Genomic DNA, 22477 nt, shown 5'->3' with positions numbered 1-22477 from the left:
TGAGCATGTCTACCAATCTCATCGATCGCCTCAATGCGATCATCGAGACCGGCGAGATCAGCCGGTCGGGTCTGGCCCGTGCCGCGGGACTGCATCCCAACAGCCTGAGGAAACTCGGCTCGTCCGAATGGAATCCGACCGCCGACACGTTGGTCAGGCTGGAGAAGCTGCTCCAGCGCGGTACGGCGGAAGTGCTGGTCGGCCCGGAAGCGATCATCAACGAGGCGCGCAATGGGCGCATGTTCATTCTCGTCGACGACGACGACCGGGAGAATGAGGGCGATCTCGTCATCCCCGCTCAGATGGCGACCCCCGACGCGATCAACTTCATGGCTCGCCACGGCCGCGGGCTTATCTGCCTTGCCTTGACCAAGGACAGGGTCGACCAGCTCGGCCTGCCGCTGATGACGCGGACCAATGGCACCCGCCACGAGACCGCCTTCACCGTCTCGATCGAGGCGCGCACCGGCGTCTCGACCGGGATCAGCGCGGGCGACCGCGCGCGGACCATCGCCGTCGCCATCGATGCCGCCAATGGCGCCGACGACATCGTCTCGCCCGGGCATGTCTTCCCGCTGGTCGCCCGCCCGGGCGGTGTGCTGGTCCGGGCCGGCCATACCGAGGCTGCAGTCGACGTCTCGCGGCTCGCCGGCCTCAACCCCTCGGGCGTGATCTGTGAAATCATGCGCGAGGACGGGACCATGGCCCGGCTCGACGACCTGATCGACTTCGCGCGCACCCACGGGCTGAAGATCGGCACCATCCGCGACCTCATCGCCTACCGCCTGCGTCGCGATCACCTTGTCGAGAGAGTTGCCGCGTCGCCCTTCACCAGCGCCTCGGGCACCGAATGGCAGGCGCAGGTGTTCCGCGACAAGGCGACCGGCGCCGAGCAGTTGGCGCTCGTGCTGGGCCCTCTCGATCCGGAGCAGCCGGTGATGGTGCGGATGCACAGCCTCGACCTCTTTGCCGACGTCCTGGGCGAGCGCTCCGAACGGACGGGGCTCCTCGGTGGCGCCATGAAGATGATCGAGCAGCAGGGCTCGGGCGTGGTGGTTGCGCTCCATGCGGCGAGCCCCGGCTCGCTGTCGCGCGCGGCGGACCGCCGCTCAGGCAAGGACGTCGAGGAAGGCGAAGCGCTGCGCAGCTATGGCATCGGCGCGCAGATCCTCGCCGCGCTTGGGATCCACGACATGATCCTGCTTTCCAATACCCGCCATACGCCCGTCGGCCTCAGCGGCTATGGCCTCGCCATCGTCGAAGAGCGCTGCATTGGACAGGAGGGCTGAGGAGATGGAGCCGCTGCACATCGCGATCGTCGAGGCCCGCTTCTATGCGCACCTCAACGACATGCTGCTTGAGGGCGCCCGCAAGGCGATCGAGGCGGCTGGACACACGCATGAGACGGTGACCGTTCCCGGCGCCCTCGAGGTTCCCGGCACCATCGCCGCGCTGGCCCGGACCGAGAAATTCGATGGCTTTGTCGCGCTTGGCGTCGTCATCCGCGGCGAAACCTACCATTTCGAGGTGGTCTCGAACGAGAGCGCGCGCGGGATCATGGACCTCACCTTGGACGGGCTGGCGATCGGGAATGGCATCCTCACGGTCGAAAACGAGGCGCAGGCGTTGGTTCGCGCCGACCCCGCGCAGCTCGACAAGGGTGGCGGTGCGGCCGAGGCCGCGCTGGCGTTTCTTGCACTCAATGCCCGCTTCGCTGGCTGAACCGCAGGGAACCGCCAAGTTCAGAGGGCATTCAAGGCGGACGTCCTAGGCAATCCGCCAATCATGATCACAGGAGCATCCATGTCCCTCCTCCGTTTCTCGGCCCGCCTTCTCGCGCCCGTCGCGTTGGTGTCGCTGACCGCGCCGGCCGCGCTCGCCCAGTCGGCCTCGACCCTCAAGCAGGTCGAGCAGAGCCTCGGCGCGACCCAGTCGATGACTGCGCGCTTCGTCCAGACCGATGGTCGCGGCCGCAGCCAGTCGGGCAATCTCAGCCTCAAGCGGCCGGGCAAGATCCGCTTCGAATATGGCGCAGGCGCCAACATGCTGATGGTCGGCGACGGCCGGAACCTCACCTTCATTGACTATGAGGTCGGGCAGAAGTCGGCCTGGCCGATCGCCAAGTCGCCGCTCGCCGTGCTGCTCTCGCCGCAGCCGAACCTGTCGCGCATCGCCCGCATCGAGCCGCAGAAGAATGCCGGCGTCGTGATCGTTCGTGCGCGTGATGCGCGGCGTCCCGAGTTCGGCACGCTGTTGCTGGCTTTCTCCCGCAACGCCGGCGCGCCCGGCGGGCTGATGCTCGAGGGCTGGACCGCGATCGACGCGCAGAACAAGCGGACCACGGTGAAGCTGGACGGGCAGCGTTACAATGTCGCCGTGCCCGACAGCGCGTTCAGCTACGCCGAACCCCGTAAGCGCAAGTAATTGGTAGCAAAAGCGCCACTGTTCATGCGGGCTTCATCCGGAATGAGATAGTAGCGCATCTGACCGTCGGAATGGCTAGGGTTTCCCCCTGTTACCTTGCCGCCGACAGGTCCCTCGCGTGACGAACGCTTGGTCGGCCCTCGCTCCATGCCCCCGGAGCGGGGGCCTTTGCCTATGGGGCTCCCCTCGCGCTAGGGAGCGTTCGTGACCCGTATCAAGATCGCCAGCTGGAACATCAATTCGGTCCGCGCCCGGACCGGCATCGTCGGCCGCTTCCTCGCCGAGGAACAGCCTGATGTCCTTTGCCTTCAGGAGACGAAGGCCGAGGACAAGGTCTTCCCGGCGGAGTTCTTCCGCGATCTCGGCTATGTCCACCAGGCGCTACACGGACAGCGCATGCATCATGGCGTCGCCATCCTCAGCAAGATCCCTCTCGAGGAGCCTGGCCGGCACGACTGGCAGGATAATGGCGAGGCGCGCCACATCGGCGTCCGACTGCCCCAGGGCCTCCGGCTCGAGAATGTCTATGTTCCGGCCGGGGGCGATATCCCGGATCGCACGGTCAATCCCAAGTTCGGGCAGAAGCTCGACTTCATCGAGCGCATGACGCGCTGGTCGGAAGACCTGCGCGAGCCGAGCCTGATCGTCGGCGACTTCAACGTCGCGCCGCTCGAATGCGACGTCTGGAGCCACAAGGCATTGCTCGACGTCGTCAGCCATACGCCGATCGAGGTCGAGGCGCTTGGCCGGCTTCAGCAGGCGCATGACTGGGTGGATCTCGGCCGCAAGTTCGTGCCCGCGCCCCAGCGCAACTACACCTGGTGGAGCTATCGCTCGCCGGACTGGACCAAGAATGATCGCGGGCGCCGTCTCGACCACATGTGGGCGAGCCCGAGTGTCGCCGCGCAGGCCACCATGCATATGGTGCATGAACCCTGCCGCGCGTGGGAGAAGCCGTCCGATCACGTGCCCTTGGTGGTCGAGCTCGATCTTTGAGCACGGCGGCCGACGCCATCGCCGCCTTGCGCGCTGGCCGGTCGGTCAGTGTCGACGGCCTGACCGTGGCCGCGGTGGAGACGGCAACGGCAGAGCTGCTCGCGCTGGTCGATGCCGACGCGACTGCGCCTATTCTTGTCAGCGGTGCGCGTGCCGCCGCCATCGGTCTTGGCAACCAGCGCGATGCTGCCTCGAACCGCCAGCCCGCCCTGATTGCCCGCGAACGATGGCTCGATCGCAAGGCAGCGCTCGCCCTTGTCGACGCGGGACAGGATTTCGCGCGTTTCCTCGGCGGGCCGCTGCGCGCCATCGATGTCGCGGATGTCGAGGCCGCGCGGGGCGCGTTGGCGCTGACGCGGATGGCCGGGCTGATGCCGGCGCTGTGGGTCGTGAACACTCCCAGCAGCATCGCCATCAAGTCGTCCGAAGCGACAAATGCCGCGCGCCCCCGCACCGTGTCGATCGCGGCACGCGCTGCCTTGCCGGTCGAAGGCCTCGACGCGGCAACGCAGATCGTGGCGATGCGTGCAGCCGAGGATGGCAGCGAACATGTTGCGCTGGTCGTCGGGACCCTGGGGGGCAAGGCGCCGCTCGTCCGGCTGCATAGCGAATGCCTTACCGGCGACGTCTTCGGCAGCCTGAAGTGCGATTGCGGTCCGCAGTTGCAGGCCGCGCTTCGCCTGATGGAGGCCGAAGGAAGCGGTGTCCTACTCTACCTCCGCCAGGAGGGCCGCGGGATTGGTCTTGCCAACAAGATTCGCGCCTATGCGCTCCAGGACCGCGGCCTCGACACGGTGGAAGCCAATCGGCGCTTAGGCTTCGCCGACGACGAACGGGACTTTGCCTTGGCGGCTGCGATGCTCCGGGCGCTCGGAATCAACGAGGTGCGACTACTCACCAACAATCCCGCCAAGATGGATGGTCTTGCTGCGGAAGGCATTCGGGTCACGCGCGTGCCCCATCACCTTCCCGAGAACCCGCACAACGCCCATTATCTTGCGACCAAGAAAGCCAAGAGCGGGCACCTCGACTAGTCTTCGAACAGCGCCGTCCCGACCCTGACGACAGTGGCTCCAAGCATGACCGCCGAGCGCAGGTCGCTACTCATACCCATCGACAAACCCTTGACGTCATGGCGCCGCGCGAGCTTTGCGAGCAGGGCGAAATAGGGACTGGCTTCGACGTCCGCGGGCGGGACCGCCATCAGACCCTCGAGATCCAGCGAACTCCCGCGCACTGCCGCGAGGAAATCCGGCAGATCCTTCAGGTCGATGCCGCCCTTCTGCTCTTCATCGCCAATGTTGACCTGCACGTAGGTCGGTCCCTGCCAGCCCGCCGCCACCAGCGCATCGAGGAGGCTTCTGCGGTCGAGTGAGTGGATAACGTCAAAGAGGCCGGCAGCCTGCGCCGCCTTGTTCGACTGGAGGCGTCCGATCATGTGCAGCCGGATGTCTGGGTAGCGCGCTCGCAGGGCGGGCCACTTGTCGGCGGCCTCCTGCACCCGATTCTCGCCGAAGTCGCGCTGCCCGGCGAGAATCAGCTCCTCGATCTGGTCTGCCGAGCGATTCTTGCTCACCGCGACGAGAGTCACGTCGCCGGCCGAGCGCCTCGCGGCGCCAGCGGCTCGCGCGATGATGGAATGAATGGCGGATAGGCGGGCGGCTGCGTCGGACATCGCCGCCTGCTAGGAGGGCAGGCGATGCAAAGGCAAGACTGGCCGCGCGCGTGGCTGTTGACCGACGAGAGAATTGGCGACCGGCTGGGCGAAGCGCTTCGCCGATCCGCCGCCGCCAATGCAGGCGTTATCGTTCGCCACCATGCCTCGCCACCGGCCCTGCGTCGTGTCCTCGCCGAGCAGGTGAAGGACCTTGGTCTGATTCTGGGTGTGGCGCGGGATGTCGACCTCGCAACCGAGGTCGGGGCCGATCTTGTGCACAACCCAGCGGCCGCAACGCACCTGCCCTTCAGTCTCTCGGTTCACGACCTTGATCAGGCAGAGGCTGCAAGGACGGCGAGCGCCGATCTTGCCTTCGTCTCGCCGGTTCATGCAACGCGTTCCCATCCGGGAGCGCCTGCGCTTGGCGTCGACGAGGCTCTGAAGCTAGCCGAAAGAAGCGGCTGCAGGACGATTGCCCTGGGCGGCATGGATGCAGGACGCGGCGAAGCGCTGATGGCACTTGGCTTCTACGGTTGGGCCGGAATCGACTGCTGGCTTAGAACTTGAATGCCGTGCCGATGTAGACAGCCTGGCTGTCGCGGCGCTGGTCGCGGAAGGTGGCGACGCGTTCACGCTCGATCTTGTACTTCACGCCGCCGGTGACCGCGATGTTACGGCTGATATTGTAGGCGCCGCCGACATCGAGGGCATAAGCGGTCGGATCCGCAATCACGCTCGAGCGGGTCTGCTCGGCCCGGTCGGCGCTGGCGGCGACACGCCCGGTGAAGCGCTTCACGCTGTAGCTGACGCCGACGGTCGCGCCTTCGCGCGGGCTGAGCGCCGGAGTCGCGCCCTGCGCCTTGCTGACATCGGCCGAAACGGCGAAGCGCTTCCAGCCGACGGCCGCACCAAGATTGTAGCTCGCCGGGGTAAGGGCCATCCCGCCGTTCATCGGCGCCGCAGCGGCTGCGCGATCCCGCAGCGCGACCTGGGTCGGCGACGACGCCCGCGCACGAATCGCGATTCGGATCTGCGACGGACGCTGACGGCTGGCCGCCGGCGTGAAGCGCAGGTCTGAAGCGAGCGCCGGCCGGCTCGCAAGCGCCGCCGCGAGCCGCGGATCGGCCTGCGCCGGCGTGAAACCGCCATCGAAGCTCAAGGAAACGGCGGGCGGACGCTTGCCCTTCTCGGGCGCTGCGATCACCACCGAAGCGGGCAGGACAAGGCTCACTGCGGCAACCGCCACAGCCAGCTTTCCTTTCATGTCGCGCAGGCGACTCACCACTTCCCCGGTCCTTTCAAGCGATACATAGGCTGGCGAAGATGAATGTTCCACGTCGGATCGGGAATCGCCCCGTTCTGTGACATCGAATCCACAGGTGCGCCGCCAAGCGGAACGGCTTGCGAGGGAGGGCGCACCTTCTATACAGCGCTAGGCACGAAGCCCTGTCTACCTAGGAAACCGATCATGCGCCGACCGCTTGCCGTTGTACTCCTGTCAGCCGTGGCGCTGACGGCCGCCGGCTGCAGCCGCAACCGCAACATCCCGGTCGAGCTGGCGCCAAGCCGGACCACGGCGATCGGCGTGAACACCTATCTGTGGCGCGCGGCGATCGACACGCTCAGCTTCGCGCCGCTGGTCACCGCCGACAGCAACGGCGGCGTCATCGTGACCGACTGGTATGCCAATCCCAATTCGCCGGGCGAGCGGGTCAAGCTGACCGTCTCGATCCTCGATCAGGATCTCCGTGCCGACGCCCTGCGCGTCGCCGCCTCGCGCCAAGTCAGCCAGAACGGTCAGTGGGTCGACGCCCCGGTGACTGCCGCGACGGTGCAGAAGCTCGAGGACATCATCCTCACCCGCGCCCGCGACATCCGCCGCGCCGCCGTCGGCGGCTGAGGTCCATCCCATCTAAGGAGCAAGCATGACCACCGACCGTTTCGAACCGGCGGCGAGCGACTCCCGCTGGCAGGAGCGGTGGGAGGCGCAGGCCTGTTTCCGCGCGGACAGCGCGAGCTCGAAGCCTAAGTCGTTCGTCCTCGAGATGTTTCCCTATCCGTCGGGACGCATCCACATGGGGCACGTCCGCAATTACACCATGGGCGATGTCCTCGCCCGCTTCCGTCGCGCGCAGGGCTTTGAGGTCCTTCACCCGATGGGATGGGATGCGTTCGGCATGCCGGCCGAGAATGCGGCGATGGAAAAGAAGGTCCACCCGGGCGAGTGGACCCGTGCGAATATCGCGCAAATGCGCAGCCAGCTGAAACGGCTCGGTTTCGCGCTCGACTGGAGCCGCGAGCTCGCGACCTGCGAACCTGACTATTATGGTCATGAGCAGGCCCTGTTCCTCGACCTGTTCGCGGCCGGCCTCGTCTTCCGCCGCGAATCCGAGGTCAACTGGGACCCGGTCGACATGACCGTGCTGGCGAACGAGCAGGTGATCGACGGGCGCGGCTGGCGCTCTGGCGCGCTCGTCGAGCGGCGCAAGCTCAATCAGTGGTTCCTGCGGATCACCGACTTCGCGGAAGAACTGCTCGAGGGCCTCGGCACGCTCGACCAGTGGCCGGACAAGGTCCGGGTGATGCAGGAAAACTGGATCGGGAAGAGCCGCGGTCTGCAATTCCGCTTTGCCCGGCCGGAAGGTGGCAAGGTCGAGGTCTTCACGACGCGTCCCGACACGATCTTTGGCGCGAGCTTCGTCGCAATCTCGCCCGGCCATCCGATCGCCGAAGCACTGGCGGTCAACAATGCCGAGGTCGCGGCGTTCATCGCGCGCTGCAAGCAGGGCGGCACGACCGCGGCCGAGATCGAGACCGCCGAAAAGCTCGGGTTCGACACCGGCCTGACGGTCACCCACCCGCTCGATCCCAACTGGCAGCTGCCGGTCTGGATCGCGAACTTCGTGCTGATGGACTATGGCACCGGCGCCCTGTTCGGCGTCCCCGGCCATGACGCGCGCGACTTCGAATTCGCGACCAAATACGGCCTTCCGATCACCCGCGTCGTCGCCGCTTCCGCAGATCAGGCCGACGCGCCGCTCGCCGAGGCCGAGACCATTGCCGGCGTCGCGGTCAACAGCCGCTTCCTCGATGGCCTCACCACCGACGCCGCCAAGGCCGAGGTCATTCGCCGCGCCGAGGCCGACGGATGGGGCGAAGGCAAGACCCAGTATCGCCTCCGCGACTGGGGCGTGAGCCGGCAGCGCTATTGGGGCACGCCGATCCCGATCATTCATTGCGATGATTGCGGCGCGGTCCCGGTACCCAAGGACCAGCTTCCGGTCGTTCTTCCCGAGGACGTCACCTTCGACATTCCGGGCAATCCGCTCGACCGCCACCCGAGCTGGAGCAAGGTCGATTGCCCTCAGTGCGGCAAGGCGGCCCGGCGTGAGACCGACACGCTCGACACCTTTGTCGATTCTTCATGGTATTTCATCCGCTTCGCCTCGCAGCCCGACGACGAGCCGTTCGACGCGGCCGAGGCCCAGGCCTGGCTTCCGGTCGGCCAATATATCGGCGGGGTCGAGCATGCGATCCTCCACCTGCTATATGCCCGCTTCTGGACCCGCGCGCTCGAGCGGATCGGGAAGTTGTCGGTCAAGGAACCCTTCAAGGGCCTCTTCACCCAAGGCATGGTCACCCACGAGACCTATCGCGCCGGCGACGGAAGCTGGCTCAGCCCCGACGAGGTCAAACGCGACGGCGACGACTGGATTCATGTCGAGAGCGGCCATCCGGTGACTGCCGGGCGCGTCGAGAAGATGTCCAAGTCGAAGAAGAATGTCGTCGACCCGGACTTCATCATCGACCGCTACGGCGCCGACGCCGTGCGCTGGTTCATGCTCTCCGATTCCCCGCCCGAGCGAGACCTCGAATGGTCGATCGGCGGGATCGAGGGCGCGGCTCGCTTCGTCCAGCGCGTGTGGCGCCTTGCGACCTCCCCGGTCACTGCGGATGGCCAGGATCAGGCGATCACCCGCAAGCTTCACCGCACGATCGCTTCGGTCGGCGGTGCCATTGAGGGGCTTCAGTTCAACAAGGCGATCGCTGCGCTCTACGAGCTCGTCGGAGCGCTTGAGAAAGCCGCGCCCTCGGCCGATCGAAGCGCCGCCATTCGCATGCTGGTCGTGCTGGTCGCGCCGATGGCGCCGCACCTCGCCGAGGAAGCATGGCAGGCGCTTGGCGGCGACGGAATGGCCGTCGACCAGCCTTGGCCGACGCACGATCCTGCGCTCCTCGTCGATGACGAGGTGACGATCGCGGTCCAGGTCAACGGCAAGCTTCGCCACACGCTGAGCGCACCGCGCGGGCTCGACCGGGACGCGCTTCAGGAAATGGCAATGTCGGCCGACAAGGTCGCCGCGCTGGTCGACGGCGCGACTCCGCGGAAGGTGATTGTGGTGCCCGACCGGCTGGTCAATATCGTCCTGTGAAGCGGATCGCCCTCCTCCTCGCCCTCGCGGCATCGGTATCGGCCTGCGCGCTTCGCCCGGTCTATGGTGGCGGTGCGAGTGGTCCGACGGCGACCTTCCTGCAGTCCGTCGCGGTCCAGCCGATCGGTGGTGGCCGGACCGGCTGGCTCCTTCGCGCCGCCCTCGCCGATCGACTTGGCGAGCCGCAGGGCAATGAGCGCTACCGGCTCGAGGTGGAGGTCGACGATGACCTGACCGGTTTCGGTATCCGCGGCGATACCGCGGTCACCCGCGAACGCCGGACTATTCGGGCGCGCTACCGGCTGGTGGACAATGCTACCGGCCAGATCGCGCTCGACGCCACCGCGGGTTCGGACGCGGGGATCGATGCGGTCAGCTCCGATGTGGCGACGGTGGCGGCGGAGCAGACGGCTGCCGAGCGCCTCGCGCAGGTCGTCGCCGACCAGATCGTGGGCCGCCTCGGCCTCTACGCAAACGCCAGCCGCAAGCCGTGAGAATTGATTCAGGCCGAGCCGGCGCCATGCTGGACCGGCCCGACGCCGCGGCGCGCCTTTATCTTTTCTCCGGCAACGACCAGTCCAACAGCCGACTTCTGGCGGCGCGGTTGCTGAGCGCGCTCGGCGCGGAGAAGGTCGCAAGTACGGGCGCGCAGCTCAAGTCTGATCCGGGCTGGCTCTCCGACGAAGCCGCCAGCATTTCAATGTTCGGCGGCAAGCGCCTGCTCTGGATCGAGCCTGCGGGCGAGGAGAGCATCGCTGCGCTGGAGGCGATGCTGGAGCTTCCGGGTATCGAGGCGCCGACGGTGGCGATCACCAGCGGGGCACTTCGCAAGGACAGCAATCTGGCGAAGCTCGCCGACAAGCGCGATGGGGCGCTCCACATCGTCAGCGAGCCGCTGACCGGCCGCGATCTCGTGGCAGCCATCCTCGAGCTTGGCCGCGCCGAAGGCCTGCGCATCGCGCCGCAATTGGGCGAGCGGATCGCCGAGGAGGCGGCGGGCGATCTGATGCTTGCCAAGCTCGAATTGCAGAAGTTCGCTCTCTACTGCGAGGCGTCGCCAGAGACTCCCAAGGATCTTTCCGAGGACACAGTGGATGCGCTCGGCATCGACCAATCGGAAACCGATCACAGCCGGCCGGGCGACCTCGCGCTTGCTGGCGATCTTCGGGGATTGGGGCAAGAGCTCGCACTGCTGGTGAGTTCAGGCATCGACCCCATCCCGGTGGTGCGCGCCCTGCAGCGTCGCCTGCTGATGCTCGCGCCGCTTCGCGCCCGGCTGGATGCCGGACAGCGACCGGACGACGTGATGCGGAATGTCTGGCGCGACAAGGATGCCGTGCGCCGCATTCTGCCACGCTGGACATCGGCCCGCCTCAGCGATGCCTTTGCACGCGTCCAGCGGCTCGAAAAGGAGCTGTTGCTGCGCCCCGTGCCCCCGACGGCATCCTTGGGTGAAACCCTGCTCGAAGTGGCCCGCGCCGCGCAGCGCTGACCGGCCCCTCTCAGATGGGCTCACCGCTCAGGCGCTGGCAGATGAGGTCGAGCTGATCGAGGCTCGAGAAATGTACCGCAACGTGGCCGGTGCCCCCATTGTGCTGGATGGCAACCTTGAGTCCGAGAAGATCGCCAAGCTGCCGCTCGAGCGCGAGCAGGTCGGCATCCCGCGCCGACGCGGCCAGGCGAGCACTTCCCCGCGCGATGTCCGCGCCAGGGCCCGGTCGCCGCTTGCGCGCCAGTGCCTCGGCCTGACGCACCGACAATCCCTTGCGCACAATCTCCTCGGCCAGCATCTCGGCCTCGTCGGATGACGCGATCGCCCGGGCATGACCCATGGTCAGCGATCCGGCCTCAAGATGCTTGCGGACCGCCTCCGGAAGATCTCGCAATCTCAACAGGTTAGCGACGTGGCTCCGGCTCTTTCCGACGAGTTTGCCGACCTCTTCGGCCTTGTGCCCGAAGCGCTCGACAAGCGCCGCATAAGCGTCGGCTTCTTCGAGCGGTCCGAGGTCCGCGCGCTGCACATTCTCGATCAGCGCGACTTCAGCCGTTCCTGCTTCGTCGAAGTTGCGGATGATGGCCGGGATGCGGTGCAGCTGTGCGCGCTGTGCGGCGCGCCAGCGACGCTCGCCGGCAATGATTTCGTACGTCCCCGCCTTTGCGCCTGGGCGAACCAGGATCGGCTGCAGCACGCCCCGCGCACCGATGGATTCGGCAAGCTCAGCCAGAGCCTCTTCCGCGAAGATTCGGCGGGGCTGGCCGGGGTTGGGCTCGATGGCCGAGATGTCGAGTTCGCGCACGCCTTCGGCGCTGCCCGCGGCCGCAGTGGCCGGGACATCGCCCAGGAGGGCCGAAAGACCGCGGCCAAGGCCGCGCGCCTGCTGATTCATGCTGCTTCCTTCAGGGCCGGGAGTCGCGCCATCAACTCGCGGGCGAGACCGACATAAGCGGTCGAGCCTGAGCAGCGCAGGTCGTAGATGAGCGCCGGAAGCCCATGGCTCGGTGCTTCGGACAGTCGGACGTTGCGCGGGACGACGGTGTCGAACACCGCCGCACCGAGGCAGGCGCGAACGTCCTCGGCCACTTGCGCCGAAAGGCGATTGCGCTTGTCGAACATGGTGAGAGCCACACCGAGGATGGAGAGCTCCGGATTGAAGCGGGTGCGGATCCGCTCCACGGTCTGTAGGAGCTGGCTAAGCCCTTCGAGCGCAAAGAATTCGCACTGCAGCGGCACCAGTAGGTGACGCGCGGCAACCAGCGCGTTGACCGTAAGCAGGCCAAGCGACGGCGGGCAGTCGATCAGGCAGATGTCCCATCGGCCCGGTGCGGCATCGAGGGCATCCGACAAGCGGTGAGTGCGGCGCTCAAGCTCGACGAGCTCGACCTCAGCGCCGGAAAGGTCCTGCGTTGCCGGAAGAAGATCGAGCCGCGGAACGCGTGTTTCCAAAACGCTGTCCGTGACCGTTTCCGTGCCGATGAGGACTTCATACGAGCTACGCTCGCGAGCCTGCGGTCCAACGCCGAGACCCGTCGAGGCGTTACCCTGCGGATCAAGATCAACGAGCAGGACCTTCCATCCCATGGCCGCCAAGCCGGTCGCGAGATTGATGGCCGTGGTGGTCTTCCCCACCCCACCCTTCTGATTGGCAATTGCGACCTTGATCATCCCCGCCCCGTCCTTTTCCGGACCGCCGATGCCACCAAGATGCGGGCCTCCGCATCCGTTACGCTGGGCTCCAGCCGAAACTCACCTTGCCACGTGCGCCTCGCCTCTTCCAGTTCCTTCGCAGCACTTCGGCCCTTTGGCAGCACCCATCGGCTTCCTGCATGGGCTAGCGGTGATGCCATCACGAAGAGCTTGTCGAGCGAGGCCACGGCGCGTGCCGTGATGACGTCGTACGTACCATCAAGCTGCTCGGCCTTGCCCGTGACGATCGTGACATTGTCGAGAGCAAGCTCGTCGCGACAGCGCGAAAGGAAGTCGGTGCGGAGACGACGAGGCTCGACCATCGTGATGTGACGGACGCCGCTTATTGCCAGCAGCAGACCCGGGAGGCCTGGGCCACTCCCGATGTCTAGCCAGGTCGCGTCCGATGGAGCGTGAGAGAGGAGCTGGAGGCTATCGTTAATATGCCGCCGCTGCACATGCCCAACGCTGTTCCGGCTGATTAGGTTTTGGCGCTCATTTTCCTCAAGGAGAATTGCGACAAATCGATCGATGCGAGCCTGTGTTTCACGTGAAACAACGTAGGAGACTTTGCTCACGCGGTCAGCCTGCTTGCTGCCAGATGCAATGCAGTTAGCGCTGCTGGAGTAACGCCGGCGATTCGACTCGCCTGATCGATGTCTTCCGGTTTCGCCAAGGTGAGGCGCTCCGCCATTTCAGCTGAAAGGCCAGGGATGGACGCATAATCAAGGGTTGCACCAAGGCGCATCGCCTTCGCCTTCTCCACCGCCTCCCACTCCCGTTCCTGGCGGATAAGGTAGGGCGCATACAGAGCGTCTGCCTTCCCTTCGTCCGTATCCTGGTAGGCCAGCGTGCTCCTGAACGACAAATGCGCCTCAATCGCGCCCCTCCGGGCAACGCTCAATGCGTCGGACCTGAGTGCAGCCTCGCCAAGGCGGGCCACGGCATTGTCTGCCCGCAAAGCCAAGCGGTATTCCGAGCGCGCCGTCATCATTCGATAGGGCTCGGTGACGCCCTGAACCGTCAGATCGTCCACCATCACGCCGATGTAACTGCTGCGTCGATCAAATAGGACGGGATGCTTTTCAGTCGCCCGAGCTGCCGCGTTGAGGCCGGCGACAAGGCCTTGAGCGGCCGCTTCCTCATAGCCGGTTGTCCCGTTGATCTGTCCTGCGAGAAACAGCCCAGCAATCTCGCGCGCCTGTAAGTCGGACCCGAGGCGCCGAGGGTCGACATGCTCATACTCGACGGCATAGCCAGGACGCGCGATAGCGGCCCGCTCAAGACCGGGTATCGACCGGACAAAGGCCTCCTGCACCTCGACCGGCATCGATGTCGAAATCCCGTTAGGATAGACGAGATTGTCGTCCAGCCCCTCGGGCTCAAGAAAGATCTGGTGACCGTCCCGATCACCGAAGCGGCGAATCTTGTCCTCGATGGAGGGGCAGTAACGTGGCCCTCTCCCCTCGATCACGCCGGAGTAAAGCGGCGACCGCGACTCCGAATGCCGAATGATCTCGTGGGTCGCCTCTGTCGTTCGCGTGATGGCGCAGCGTACCTGCGGGATTTGCGGAACCACTTCTGGGAGAGACGAAAAACGCCAATTGTCGGCGTCGCTCGGCTGATCGGCGAGACGAGCCCAATCGATCGTCCGGCCATCGAGGCGCGGCGGCGTGCCCGTTTTCAGGCGACGCTGCGCGAGCCCAACTTCCCGTAGCTGTGCGGCGAGCGGAATGCTGGCCACCTCTCCCAGACGCCCGGCACGGCGCACGTCATCTCCGATGAAGATGCGCGCATCGAGGAAGGTCCCCGTCGCAAGGACCGCCGCCCGGCACAGGATGTTCGAGCCGTCCTTGAGTGTCACGCCTTGCACGGCGCCACCGCGCAAAAGCAAAGCGACTGCCTCGCCTGAAAGGATTTGAACGGGCACTTCAGTGAGCAAGGCGCGAATGCCACGCGCGAACAGTTGGCGGTCGGCCTGCATTCGCGGCCCCCAAACTGCTGGCCCCTTGCTGCGATTGAGCATCCTGCGATGAATCGCCGAACGGTCGGCCGCGCGCGCCATCAAACCATCGAAGACGTCGAGTTCACGGACAAGATGCCCCTTGCCCACTCCACCGATCGACGGATTGCAGCTCATTTGGCCAATATTGTCAGGCGACAGGCTCAGCAGAGCCACGGTCGCTCCTCGCCTCGCAGCGGCCGCTGCAGCTTCCACGCCGGCATGGCCAGCTCCAACGACGACAACGTCAAACATCTGCAATCACATAGTTTCGTTGGCTCACATTATCGAGATGTTCCACGTGGAACATCACTTGCCGAGGCAGAAGCGTCCGAATAGCGCATCGAGAACTTCATCAACGCTTTGGCGTCCTGACAAGCGGTCGAAGGCACTAAGCGCCTGTCGCAATGCCTCCGCGGTGAGCAAAGCGTCAGATGCATCGGCCAATACCAGCGCGTCCAGCGCCTCTTCAATGAGATCAGCCTGCCGACGATTCAGTGATAGCTGGTCAAGTGCAGGCAGAAGCGTACTTGCCACCTGCGCCAGGCGTTCCACGAGCGTAGATATTCCAAGGCCCGTCATAGCCGATACCGACAGCGCGCCTTCTCTAACATCATCCGCCCTCACGTCGCAGCGAGCATGAACATCGATCACCCGAGAGTCCGACGGCGGCGCATCAGCACCTAACCATAGGACGATGTCGGCACCCTCGATCGCGGCTTCCGCACGCTCGATGCCGATAGCCTCCACCACGTCCTGGCTTTCCCGGAGGCCAGCGGTGTCGACCAAGGTGACGGGAATGCCTTTGATATCGAGGCGCGCTTCAACCAAGTCGCGGGTAGTGCCCGGGATATCGGTGACGATGGCCCGCTCGTCCCCAACCAACGCATTGAAGAGGCTGGACTTTCCGCTGTTGGGAGGACCGGCCAGCACGACGCGCAGTCCAGAGGTAAGCATTTCCACTCGAGGCTGGGCAATCCAGTGTCGCCATTCCTCGGCCAATCTCGCCACTTCGGCGCTGAGGTCAGAAAGATCGAGTTCGGTTTCGTCCTCGTCGACATAATCGATCGCGGCTTCCGCCCGGGCTGCAAGGGTGACCAGTCGCTCGCGCCAGGCTTCCACCTGGTGCCTGAGACCGCCGCCAGCGACCTGCAACGCGGCGCGGCGCTGCCATTCGGTCTCGGCCGCCAGCAGGTCCCCAAGTCCTTCTGCCTCGGTCAGGTCGATCCGCCCATTCTCGAGCGCCCGGCGCGTGAACTCTCCTGGCTCGGCCGCGCGAAGATATTCGAATGCCGCAAGCTCATCGAGGACCCGAGCGACGACCGCCCTTCCCCCGTGCAGATGAAGTTCGCAGAGATCCTCCCCGGTCGCCGAGTTCGGCCCCGGAAAGCAGACGACGACCGCATGATCGAGCACGGCGCCATCGGCGCTGTGGAGCGCGCTCAGCGCCATAAGCCTTGGTGGGGGGGTTCGCCTACCCGTGAGCCGCTCGAGCGCGCTGAACGCCTGCGGGCCGCTGATACGGACGATGCCGATGGCCGCCGGGAGGGCGCCACTCGAAAGTGCGTAGACTGTCCTGCTCACCGCTGACCGATGCCCCGGCGCGGCGGGGCAAGGCAAGTCAGCCGAAGAGGCGACCCAGGCCGACCTGCGGATCGATCCAGCCTTCGTAGATCATCTTGCCGGCGACATAGACGATGACGGCAAGGCCGATGTAGGCGATCCAGCGATAGCGCTCGATATATTTAGCGATGATGTTGGCCGCGAGGCCCATCAGCGCGACAGCGAAGATCAGGCCGACGATGAGGATGCCGGGATGTTCGCGTGCGGCACCTGCGACCGCCAGGACATTGTCGAGGCTCATCGAGACATCGGCGACAGCGACCGCCCAGGCCGCACCGGCGAAGCTCTTCGCGGGGCGAAGGCCGCTGTGCTCATCACCCGCAATCTCGGGCGATCCGGCATTGTCGTCATGATGGCGGAGTTCGCGCCACATCTTCCATGCCACCCACAGGAGGAGAAGCCCGCCGACCAGGATCAGGCCGACGATCTGCAGAAGCTGCGTGACGATCAATGCGAAGATGATGCGCAGCACGAGGGCCGCGGCGACACCGATGAGGATGACCTTCTTGCGCTGCTCCGCCGGAAGGCCGGCAGCGAGTGCCCCGACCACGATCGCATTGTCGCCCGCGAGGACGAGGTCGATCATCAGCACCTGAAGGAAGGCGGAGAAGGCCGCCGGCTCGGTGATGTTGCTGAAATCCTTGACGATCGAGGCCCAGATATCGGCTGGGCCGCCAATTGCGGCGGCGGCGGCGATCATGAGGTCAAGCAAGGCAGGCTCCGGGCAAAATCATCTTGAGAGGAACGCGGCACCGGCACGCCAACCGCACCGGTACCGCCTTCGTTCCGCTTACTGGTTCATCGAGGCGAAGAAGTCCTCGTTCGACTTGGCGTCGCGCATCTTGTCGAGGAGGAACTGCATCGCGTCGACAGTGCCCATCTGCATGAGGATCCGGCGCAGCACCCACATCTTGGTGAGGGTATTCTGCGGGACCAGCAGCTCTTCCTTGCGGGTGCCGCTCTTGCCCACGTCAAGCGCCGGGAAGATGCGCTTGTCGGCGACCTTGCGGTCGAGCACGATTTCGCTGTTACCCGTGCCCTTGAATTCTTCGAAGATGACTTCGTCCATCTTGGAGCCGGTGTCGATCAGCGCAGTGGCGATGATCGAGAGCGAGCCGCCCTCCTCGATGTTGCGGGCAGCGCCGAAGAAGCGCTTCGGACGCTGGAGCGCATTGGCATCGACACCACCGGTCAGCACCTTGCCCGAGCTCGGCACGACCGTGTTGTAGGCGCGGCCCAGGCGGGTGATCGAGTCCAGGAGGATGACGACATCCTTCTTGTGCTCGACGAGGCGCTTGGCCTTCTCGATCACCATTTCGGCGACCTGGACGTGACGCTGCGCGGGCTCGTCGAAGGTCGAAGAGACGACCTCGCCCTTGACGCTGCGCTGCATGTCGGTGACTTCCTCGGGCCGCTCGTCGATCAAGAGGACGATCAGGAAGACTTCGGGATTGTTGTCGGTGATCGCGCGGGCGATGTTCTGCAGGAGCACGGTCTTGCCGGTCCGCGGCGGCGCGACGATCAACGCGCGCTGGCCCTTGCCGAGCGGCGAAACGATGTCGATCACGCGCGCCGACTTGTCCTTGATCGTCGGATCGAGGGTGTCGAGCTTGAGCTTCGAATCCGGATAGAGCGGCGTCAGATTGTCGAAGTTGACGCGGTGGCGGACGGCATCGGGTTCATCGAAGTTGATCGACGTGACGCGGTTGAGCGCGAAGTAGCGCTCGCCATCCTTGGGCGCGCGAATCTCGCCTTCGACGGTGTCGCCGGTGCGAAGGCCGAAGCGGCGGACGACCTGCGGCGTGACATAGATGTCGTCAGGGCCGGCGAGATAGTTCGCCTCGGCGCTGCGCAGGAAGCCGAAGCCGTCGTTGAGGACTTCGATCGTGCCCGAGCCCATGATCTCGGCGCCGCTTTCGGCGCGGACCTTGAGGATGGAGAAAAGCAGGTCCTGCTTGCGAAGCGTGGACGCCCCCTCGATTCCCATTTCTTCGGCCTGTGCGACCAGTTGGGCGGGGGTCTTCTGCTTGAGATCTTTCAGATGCATGTATCTGTCTTTTGCTGGAAAGTTTGGCAGTCGGATGACTGTAGAGCCGCAGCGAGAAACGTGCGGTCACACCGGCGATCAAGGGAAAATACGGGCCGGTGCGGCCGTATCTGCCTTCGGCCTATGGCGAGGCGGGCGGCAAGTCAACCTGCACGCTGAGGGCGCTTCGCGAAAGCATCGGAAGCAGGTGGCGCCAAGCCTGCGCTGACACTGATGTGGGAAGAGGTGGCGCCGCCGACAAGGTCACCCCTGCCGGCGACGACGATTCAGAAGGGTTTGACGATCACCAGAACCACGATGATCGCGGTCATGATGCCGGGCACCTCGTTCATGATCCGGAGCGTGCGATTCTCGAGCGGCCGATCGCCCTTGGCGAGCTTGCGACCGTAGGCGCCGAGCCAGCCTTGGTAGCCTGACAGCAGGATGACGAAGAGGAGCTTGGCGTGGAACCAGCCCATCGTCCACGCCCCGAGGTGCACCGCGAGGGCAAGGCCCAGCACCCAGACGATGATCAAGGCCGGGGTTAGGATGATCGAGCGGGTCCGGTTCTCGCGCTCGATCCAGGCGCGATCCTCGGCCGAACCGGGCGCGGTCGCGTGGTGATAGACGTAGAAGCGCGGCAGCAGGAAGAGGCCGGCGACCCAGAAGATCACGAAAGTGAGGTGCGCGGCCTTCACCCAAGGATAGGCGTTGCCGAGAAAGCCGATGTAGGGATCAAGCATCAGATGGCCTTCCCGAGCAGGCGCAGCAGCTGCTCGACATGGGCGATCGGCGTCGTCTGCTGGATGCCGTGGCCGAGGTTGAACACGTGCGGACGTTCTTCAAGCGCCGCCAGAATCCGATTCACGGCCTGCTCGAGCGATTCACCGCCGGCAATCAGCGCCAGCGGATCGAGATTGCCTTGTACCGGCATCCCCGGGGGAAGGCTGGCATGGGCCCAGACCGGATCGACCGTCTCGTCGAGGCCGACCGCGTCGATCCCGGTTTCCCGCGCATAAGCGGCGAGCTTGCCGCCGGCGCCCTTGGGAAAGCCGATGATCGTGAGATTGGGGCGAAGCGCCCGCAGCCGCTCGACGATGCGTGCGGTCGGGGCAATCACCCAGCGCTCGAATTCAGAAGGCGCAAGGCTGCCCGACCAGCTGTCGAACAATTGCACGGCGTCGACCCCGGCGTCGGCCTGCCCAACGAGGTAGCCGATCATCGATTCCTCGATGGCTGCGATGATCGCCGCGAACTTGCCGCTGTCGAGATAGGCAAGGCTGCGCGCCTCGGCCTGCTCGCGGCTGCCTTCGCCGGCGACCATGTAGGTCGCGACGGTCCAGGGGCTTCCCGCAAAGCCGAGGAACGTCGTCTCAGGCGCAAGCGCCGCCTTCACTTGGCGGACCGTCTCGTAGATTGGCTCGAAGCGATCCGGGCGCGGCATGAAGGCCGACATCTCGGCGTCCTTGAGCGGCGGCGAGAGTCGCGGCCCCTCCCCGGCGACAAAGGTCAGGTCCTGGCCGAGCGCGTGCGGGACGATCAGGATGTCTGAGAAGAGGATCGCGGCGTCGAGCGGGAAGCGGCGGAGCGGCTGGAGTGTGATCTCGGCCGCGGCGGCCGGATCGTATACCATGTCGAGAAAACCGCCCTTCGCGGCCCGAAGCGCACGATATTCAGGAAGATAGCGGCCCGCCTGGCGCATCATCCATACCGGCGGCGGATCCCGGCGCTCGCCTTGCAGCACGGCCAGAAGGGGTTTGTCGGTCGTCAAACTCGAAGGCTGATCCGCCACCCTTATCTCTTTCTCTCTTAGATTCTTAAAAGGTAGTTGGAGTCTGTTGGTCGCCCCATGAGGGGGATTAAGTGGACCTCCCGCGGTTGCCAACAGGTGGCCGGAAACCGTTCTTCTCGCAAGACCGCCGATTCGCGGCGCAGGATTCCCGCTATCCACAGGCTTGTGGATGGCTTCGTGGCCCGTGGATAAACGAGTCGGGGAATCGACCGCGGGCGGTTTGGACGCGCTCCGATTGGTCCATCCCCCGATCCGCGCTAGGGGCTGAGGGGCATTTCTCCACAGGAACGAACATGGAACTGGCGGCGTGACCCTGATCTTGGCCTCAACTTCACCTATTCGGGGCACCCTGCTCGCCAATGCAGGGGTGGCTTATGGGGTGCGGGCGCCGGGGGTCGACGAAGCGGCGGTGAAGGCGGGCTTCGCGGGCGACGATGCGGCGCTCGCGACGCGGCTGGCCGAAGCGAAGGCTTTGGCGGTGAGTGCGGATCAAGGCGACGCGCTGGTGATCGGAAGCGACAGTCTGGTCAGCGTCGAGGGGCGCCGGTTCGACAAGCCCGCCGGCCGCGAGACCGCGGCCGAGCATCTGCGCTTCTTCTCGGGCAAGACGATGCGGCTCACCAGCGCGGTGGTGCTGGCGCAGGGCGGGCAGGTCGTCTGGCGCCATGCAAGCGAGGCGCGGCTCCAGGTCCGGCCGCTGAGCGAAGCGTTTATCGAAGCATATCTCGAGGCGGACTGGCCCGAGGTCAGCTATTGCGTCGGCGTGTTCCGGCTCGAGGGGCCGGGCGTCCAGTTGTTCGAGCGCATCGAGGGCGATCACTTCACGATCCTCGGGCTCCCGCTGCTGCCGCTCCTGCGCGCGCTGCGGGAGCGGGGCGTGCTGCCGTTATGACGTCAGGCGTGCCTTATGCCGAGGTGATTGGCGATCCGGTCGGTCATTCGAAGTCGCCGCTGATCCACAAGTTCTGGCTGGAGAAGCTTGGCCTCGACCACGACTACCGCGCTACGCGGGTGACGAGCGCGGAATTGCCGGTTTATCTCGAAGCGCGGCGCGCGGATCCGCTCTGGTGCGGGTGCAACGTCACCATGCCGCTCAAGCGGGACATCATCGGTCATCTTGCCGAGCAATCGGACGAGGTGCGGCTGATCGGCGCCGCGAATACGATCACCCGTCTCGGCAATCCGGCTCGCCTGTCGGGGCATAACACCGACTGGATCGGGGTGCGCGAGCCGCTGTCGGACTGGCTTGAGAGCGACGACCATTTCACGGCCTCGGTCATCGGTACCGGAGGCGCCGCCGCCGCCGCGACTATCGCGCTGCTGCGCCGACCGACAAGTCTTCACCTCAACACCTATGGGCGGACCTATGAAAGCGCCCTGGCTTTCCGTCGCCGTTTCGATGGCGACGAGGATGCGCCATATGCGGTTGAGGCCATTGAGGAGCTGGCGCGGGCGGGTGTCGCTGGTGGCAGGCCCGGCCTCCTCATCAACGCCTCGCCGCTCGGAATGCGCGGCCATCCGCCGCTCGACGTCGACTTGACCCGGATGGCACCGGGATCGATCGTCTTCGACATGGTCTATGATCCGCTCGAGACCGCTCTTCTCCGCCAGGCGCGGGCATTGAGGCTGACTGCGATCGATGGGCTGGCCATGCTCATCGCGCAGGCAGCAGCGGCATTCGAGCATTTCTTCGGCGAGTCGGCACCCCGTGGCTGTGACCCCGAGTTGCGGGCATTGCTCACGGCATGAAGAGGATCGCCCTCACCGGCTCGATCGGAATGGGCAAGTCGACCGTCGCGGCAATGTTTGCGGCGCGCGGTGTGCCGGTGTTCGATGCCGACGCGACGGTGCGCTCGCTGCAGGGCCCCGGTGGTAGGCTGGTTCCGTCCATCGAACAGCGTTTTCCCGAGACCACGCGTGACGGTGCGGTCGATCGTGACGCCCTTGCCGCCGCCGTTCTTGGCAAGCCCGACGAACTCGCCGCGCTCGAGGCGATCGTCCATCCGGCCGTGCATCATGAGCGGACGCGCTTCATCATGGACAATGCTGACGCGCCGCTGCTCCTCTTCGACATTCCCCTGCTCTTTGAGACGGGTGGCGAGAAGGCCTTTGATACGGTGGTGGTCGTGTCGGCCCCGCCGCAGGTACAGCGCGCCCGCGTGCTCGCGCGGCCGGGCATGACCCCGCAGAAGCTCGAGCATATCCTGGCGCGGCAGTTGCCCGACGCAGAGAAACGGGCGCGCGCCGACCATGTGATCGACACGTCGATCAGCCTCACCGAAACCGAGCGCCAGGTGGATGCGATCCTTGCTGGACTGACGCAAGGCAAGGGCGCATAGC

24 protein-coding genes are annotated in these 22477 nt (G+C 65.6%); 13 read left to right on the top strand and 11 right to left on the bottom strand.

Features of this window, described 5'->3' with window-relative positions; genetic code table 11:
* The first annotated feature begins 5 nt into the window (after positions 1-5).
* The 5 genes from ribB to ribA all read left to right on the top strand — a co-directional run bounded on the left by ribB (position 6) and on the right by ribA (position 4454).
* Positions 6-1289 (top strand): 3,4-dihydroxy-2-butanone-4-phosphate synthase, encoded by a 1284-nt coding sequence (gene ribB / locus AC4GYU_RS03715; RefSeq protein ID WP_491085554.1) that lies wholly within the window; start codon positions 6-8, stop codon positions 1287-1289.
* A gap of 4 nt (positions 1290-1293) precedes the next feature.
* Positions 1294-1722, top strand: coding sequence for a 6,7-dimethyl-8-ribityllumazine synthase (gene ribH / locus AC4GYU_RS03710; protein WP_491085553.1), 429 nt, complete (start codon positions 1294-1296; stop codon positions 1720-1722).
* 81 nt (positions 1723-1803) lie between these two features.
* Positions 1804-2424 carry a LolA family protein gene (locus AC4GYU_RS03705; protein ID WP_491085552.1) on the top strand — a complete coding sequence of 207 codons (621 nt, stop codon included), beginning with the start codon at positions 1804-1806 and terminating at the stop codon, positions 2422-2424.
* 213 nt (positions 2425-2637) lie between these two features.
* Positions 2638-3420, top strand: coding sequence for an exodeoxyribonuclease III (locus tag AC4GYU_RS03700; protein WP_491086872.1), 783 nt, complete (start codon positions 2638-2640; stop codon positions 3418-3420).
* Entirely contained in the window at positions 3417-4454 is a 1038-nt protein-coding gene (ribA, locus tag AC4GYU_RS03695; protein WP_491085551.1) for a GTP cyclohydrolase II, read from the top strand. The genes AC4GYU_RS03700 and ribA overlap by 4 nt, the downstream gene beginning before the upstream one ends.
* On the opposite strand, the gene AC4GYU_RS03690 is transcribed toward ribA, so the two are convergent.
* Positions 4451-5095, bottom strand: coding sequence for a YggS family pyridoxal phosphate-dependent enzyme (locus AC4GYU_RS03690; protein WP_491085550.1), 645 nt, complete (start codon positions 5093-5095; stop codon positions 4451-4453). The two genes, ribA and AC4GYU_RS03690, sit on opposite strands and share 4 nt — an antisense overlap.
* Before the next feature lie 24 nt (positions 5096-5119).
* Here AC4GYU_RS03690 and AC4GYU_RS03685 point away from each other — a divergent pair, with 24 nt between their 5' ends.
* Positions 5120-5644: a thiamine phosphate synthase gene (locus tag AC4GYU_RS03685; protein WP_491085549.1), complete on the top strand. Its 525-nt coding sequence runs from the start codon at positions 5120-5122 to the stop codon at positions 5642-5644.
* Here the strand turns inward: AC4GYU_RS03685 and AC4GYU_RS03680 are convergent.
* Positions 5634-6323 (bottom strand): porin, encoded by a 690-nt coding sequence (locus AC4GYU_RS03680; protein ID WP_491085548.1) that lies wholly within the window; start codon positions 6321-6323, stop codon positions 5634-5636. The genes AC4GYU_RS03685 and AC4GYU_RS03680 overlap by 11 nt on opposite strands.
* Positions 6324-6545: 222 nt before the next feature.
* Here AC4GYU_RS03680 and AC4GYU_RS03675 point away from each other — a divergent pair, with 222 nt between their 5' ends.
* The 4 genes from AC4GYU_RS03675 to holA are packed head-to-tail and all read left to right on the top strand — an operon-like array spanning position 6546 to position 11002.
* The gene (locus AC4GYU_RS03675; RefSeq protein ID WP_491085547.1) at positions 6546-6977 is read left to right on the top strand and encodes a DUF3576 domain-containing protein; all 432 of its coding nucleotides are present in this window, start codon (positions 6546-6548) and stop codon (positions 6975-6977) included.
* Between the two features lie 25 nt (positions 6978-7002).
* Positions 7003-9510, top strand: coding sequence for a leucine--tRNA ligase (leuS, locus tag AC4GYU_RS03670; protein ID WP_491085546.1), 2508 nt, complete (start codon positions 7003-7005; stop codon positions 9508-9510).
* The gene (gene lptE, locus AC4GYU_RS03665) at positions 9507-10004 is read left to right on the top strand and encodes an LPS assembly lipoprotein LptE (protein ID WP_491085545.1); all 498 of its coding nucleotides are present in this window, start codon (positions 9507-9509) and stop codon (positions 10002-10004) included. The genes leuS and lptE overlap by 4 nt, the downstream gene beginning before the upstream one ends.
* Positions 10005-10030: 26 nt before the next feature.
* The gene (gene holA / locus AC4GYU_RS03660; RefSeq protein ID WP_491085544.1) at positions 10031-11002 is read left to right on the top strand and encodes a DNA polymerase III subunit delta; all 972 of its coding nucleotides are present in this window, start codon (positions 10031-10033) and stop codon (positions 11000-11002) included.
* Positions 11003-11012: 10 nt separating this feature from the next.
* On the opposite strand, the gene AC4GYU_RS03655 is transcribed toward holA, so the two are convergent.
* The 9 genes from AC4GYU_RS03655 to hemE form a co-directional block, all read right to left on the bottom strand.
* Positions 11013-11897 carry a ParB/RepB/Spo0J family partition protein gene (locus AC4GYU_RS03655; RefSeq protein WP_491085543.1) on the bottom strand — a complete coding sequence of 295 codons (885 nt, stop codon included), beginning with the start codon at positions 11895-11897 and terminating at the stop codon, positions 11013-11015.
* Positions 11894-12673 (bottom strand): ParA family protein, encoded by a 780-nt coding sequence (locus AC4GYU_RS03650; RefSeq protein WP_491085542.1) that lies wholly within the window; start codon positions 12671-12673, stop codon positions 11894-11896. Before AC4GYU_RS03650 ends, AC4GYU_RS03655 begins: the two co-directional genes overlap by 4 nt.
* Positions 12670-13272 (bottom strand): 16S rRNA (guanine(527)-N(7))-methyltransferase RsmG, encoded by a 603-nt coding sequence (rsmG, locus tag AC4GYU_RS03645; protein WP_491085541.1) that lies wholly within the window; start codon positions 13270-13272, stop codon positions 12670-12672. Before rsmG ends, AC4GYU_RS03650 begins: the two co-directional genes overlap by 4 nt.
* Positions 13269-14951 carry a tRNA uridine-5-carboxymethylaminomethyl(34) synthesis enzyme MnmG gene (mnmG, locus tag AC4GYU_RS03640; RefSeq protein ID WP_491085540.1) on the bottom strand — a complete coding sequence of 561 codons (1683 nt, stop codon included), beginning with the start codon at positions 14949-14951 and terminating at the stop codon, positions 13269-13271. Before mnmG ends, rsmG begins: the two co-directional genes overlap by 4 nt.
* A gap of 54 nt (positions 14952-15005) precedes the next feature.
* On the bottom strand, positions 15006-16280 hold the full coding sequence (mnmE, locus tag AC4GYU_RS03635; protein WP_491085539.1) for a tRNA uridine-5-carboxymethylaminomethyl(34) synthesis GTPase MnmE: 1275 nt from the start codon (positions 16278-16280) through the stop codon (positions 15006-15008).
* A gap of 37 nt (positions 16281-16317) precedes the next feature.
* Positions 16318-17019, bottom strand: coding sequence for a YjbE family putative metal transport protein (locus AC4GYU_RS03630; RefSeq protein WP_491085538.1), 702 nt, complete (start codon positions 17017-17019; stop codon positions 16318-16320).
* A gap of 90 nt (positions 17020-17109) precedes the next feature.
* Positions 17110-18366, bottom strand: a complete 1257-nt coding sequence (gene rho, locus AC4GYU_RS03625; protein WP_491085537.1) for a transcription termination factor Rho — start codon at positions 18364-18366, stop codon at positions 17110-17112.
* A gap of 266 nt (positions 18367-18632) precedes the next feature.
* A complete protein-coding gene (locus AC4GYU_RS03620; RefSeq protein WP_491085536.1) occupies positions 18633-19088 on the bottom strand; it encodes a CopD family protein in 456 nt (151 codons plus the stop codon).
* The gene (gene hemE, locus AC4GYU_RS03615) at positions 19088-20116 is read right to left on the bottom strand and encodes a uroporphyrinogen decarboxylase (protein ID WP_491086871.1); all 1029 of its coding nucleotides are present in this window, start codon (positions 20114-20116) and stop codon (positions 19088-19090) included. Before hemE ends, AC4GYU_RS03620 begins: the two co-directional genes overlap by 1 nt.
* Positions 20117-20444: 328 nt before the next feature.
* Between hemE and AC4GYU_RS03610 the strand changes: the two genes are divergently transcribed.
* Genes AC4GYU_RS03610 through coaE form a run of 3 tightly spaced genes read left to right on the top strand, consistent with a single transcriptional unit; the run spans position 20445 to position 22476 of the window.
* The gene (locus AC4GYU_RS03610) at positions 20445-21029 is read left to right on the top strand and encodes a Maf family protein (RefSeq protein WP_491085535.1); all 585 of its coding nucleotides are present in this window, start codon (positions 20445-20447) and stop codon (positions 21027-21029) included.
* On the top strand, positions 21026-21886 hold the full coding sequence (locus tag AC4GYU_RS03605) for a shikimate dehydrogenase family protein (protein WP_491085534.1): 861 nt from the start codon (positions 21026-21028) through the stop codon (positions 21884-21886). Before AC4GYU_RS03610 ends, AC4GYU_RS03605 begins: the two co-directional genes overlap by 4 nt.
* The gene (coaE, locus tag AC4GYU_RS03600) at positions 21883-22476 is read left to right on the top strand and encodes a dephospho-CoA kinase (protein WP_491085533.1); all 594 of its coding nucleotides are present in this window, start codon (positions 21883-21885) and stop codon (positions 22474-22476) included. Before AC4GYU_RS03605 ends, coaE begins: the two co-directional genes overlap by 4 nt.
* Position 22477: the final 1 nt, after the last annotated feature.

The organism is Sphingomonas sp. SP2, from assembly GCF_058313385.1.
The sequence above is the reverse complement of the archived record's forward strand: the minus strand, read 5'-3'. Positions and strand labels throughout refer to the sequence as shown.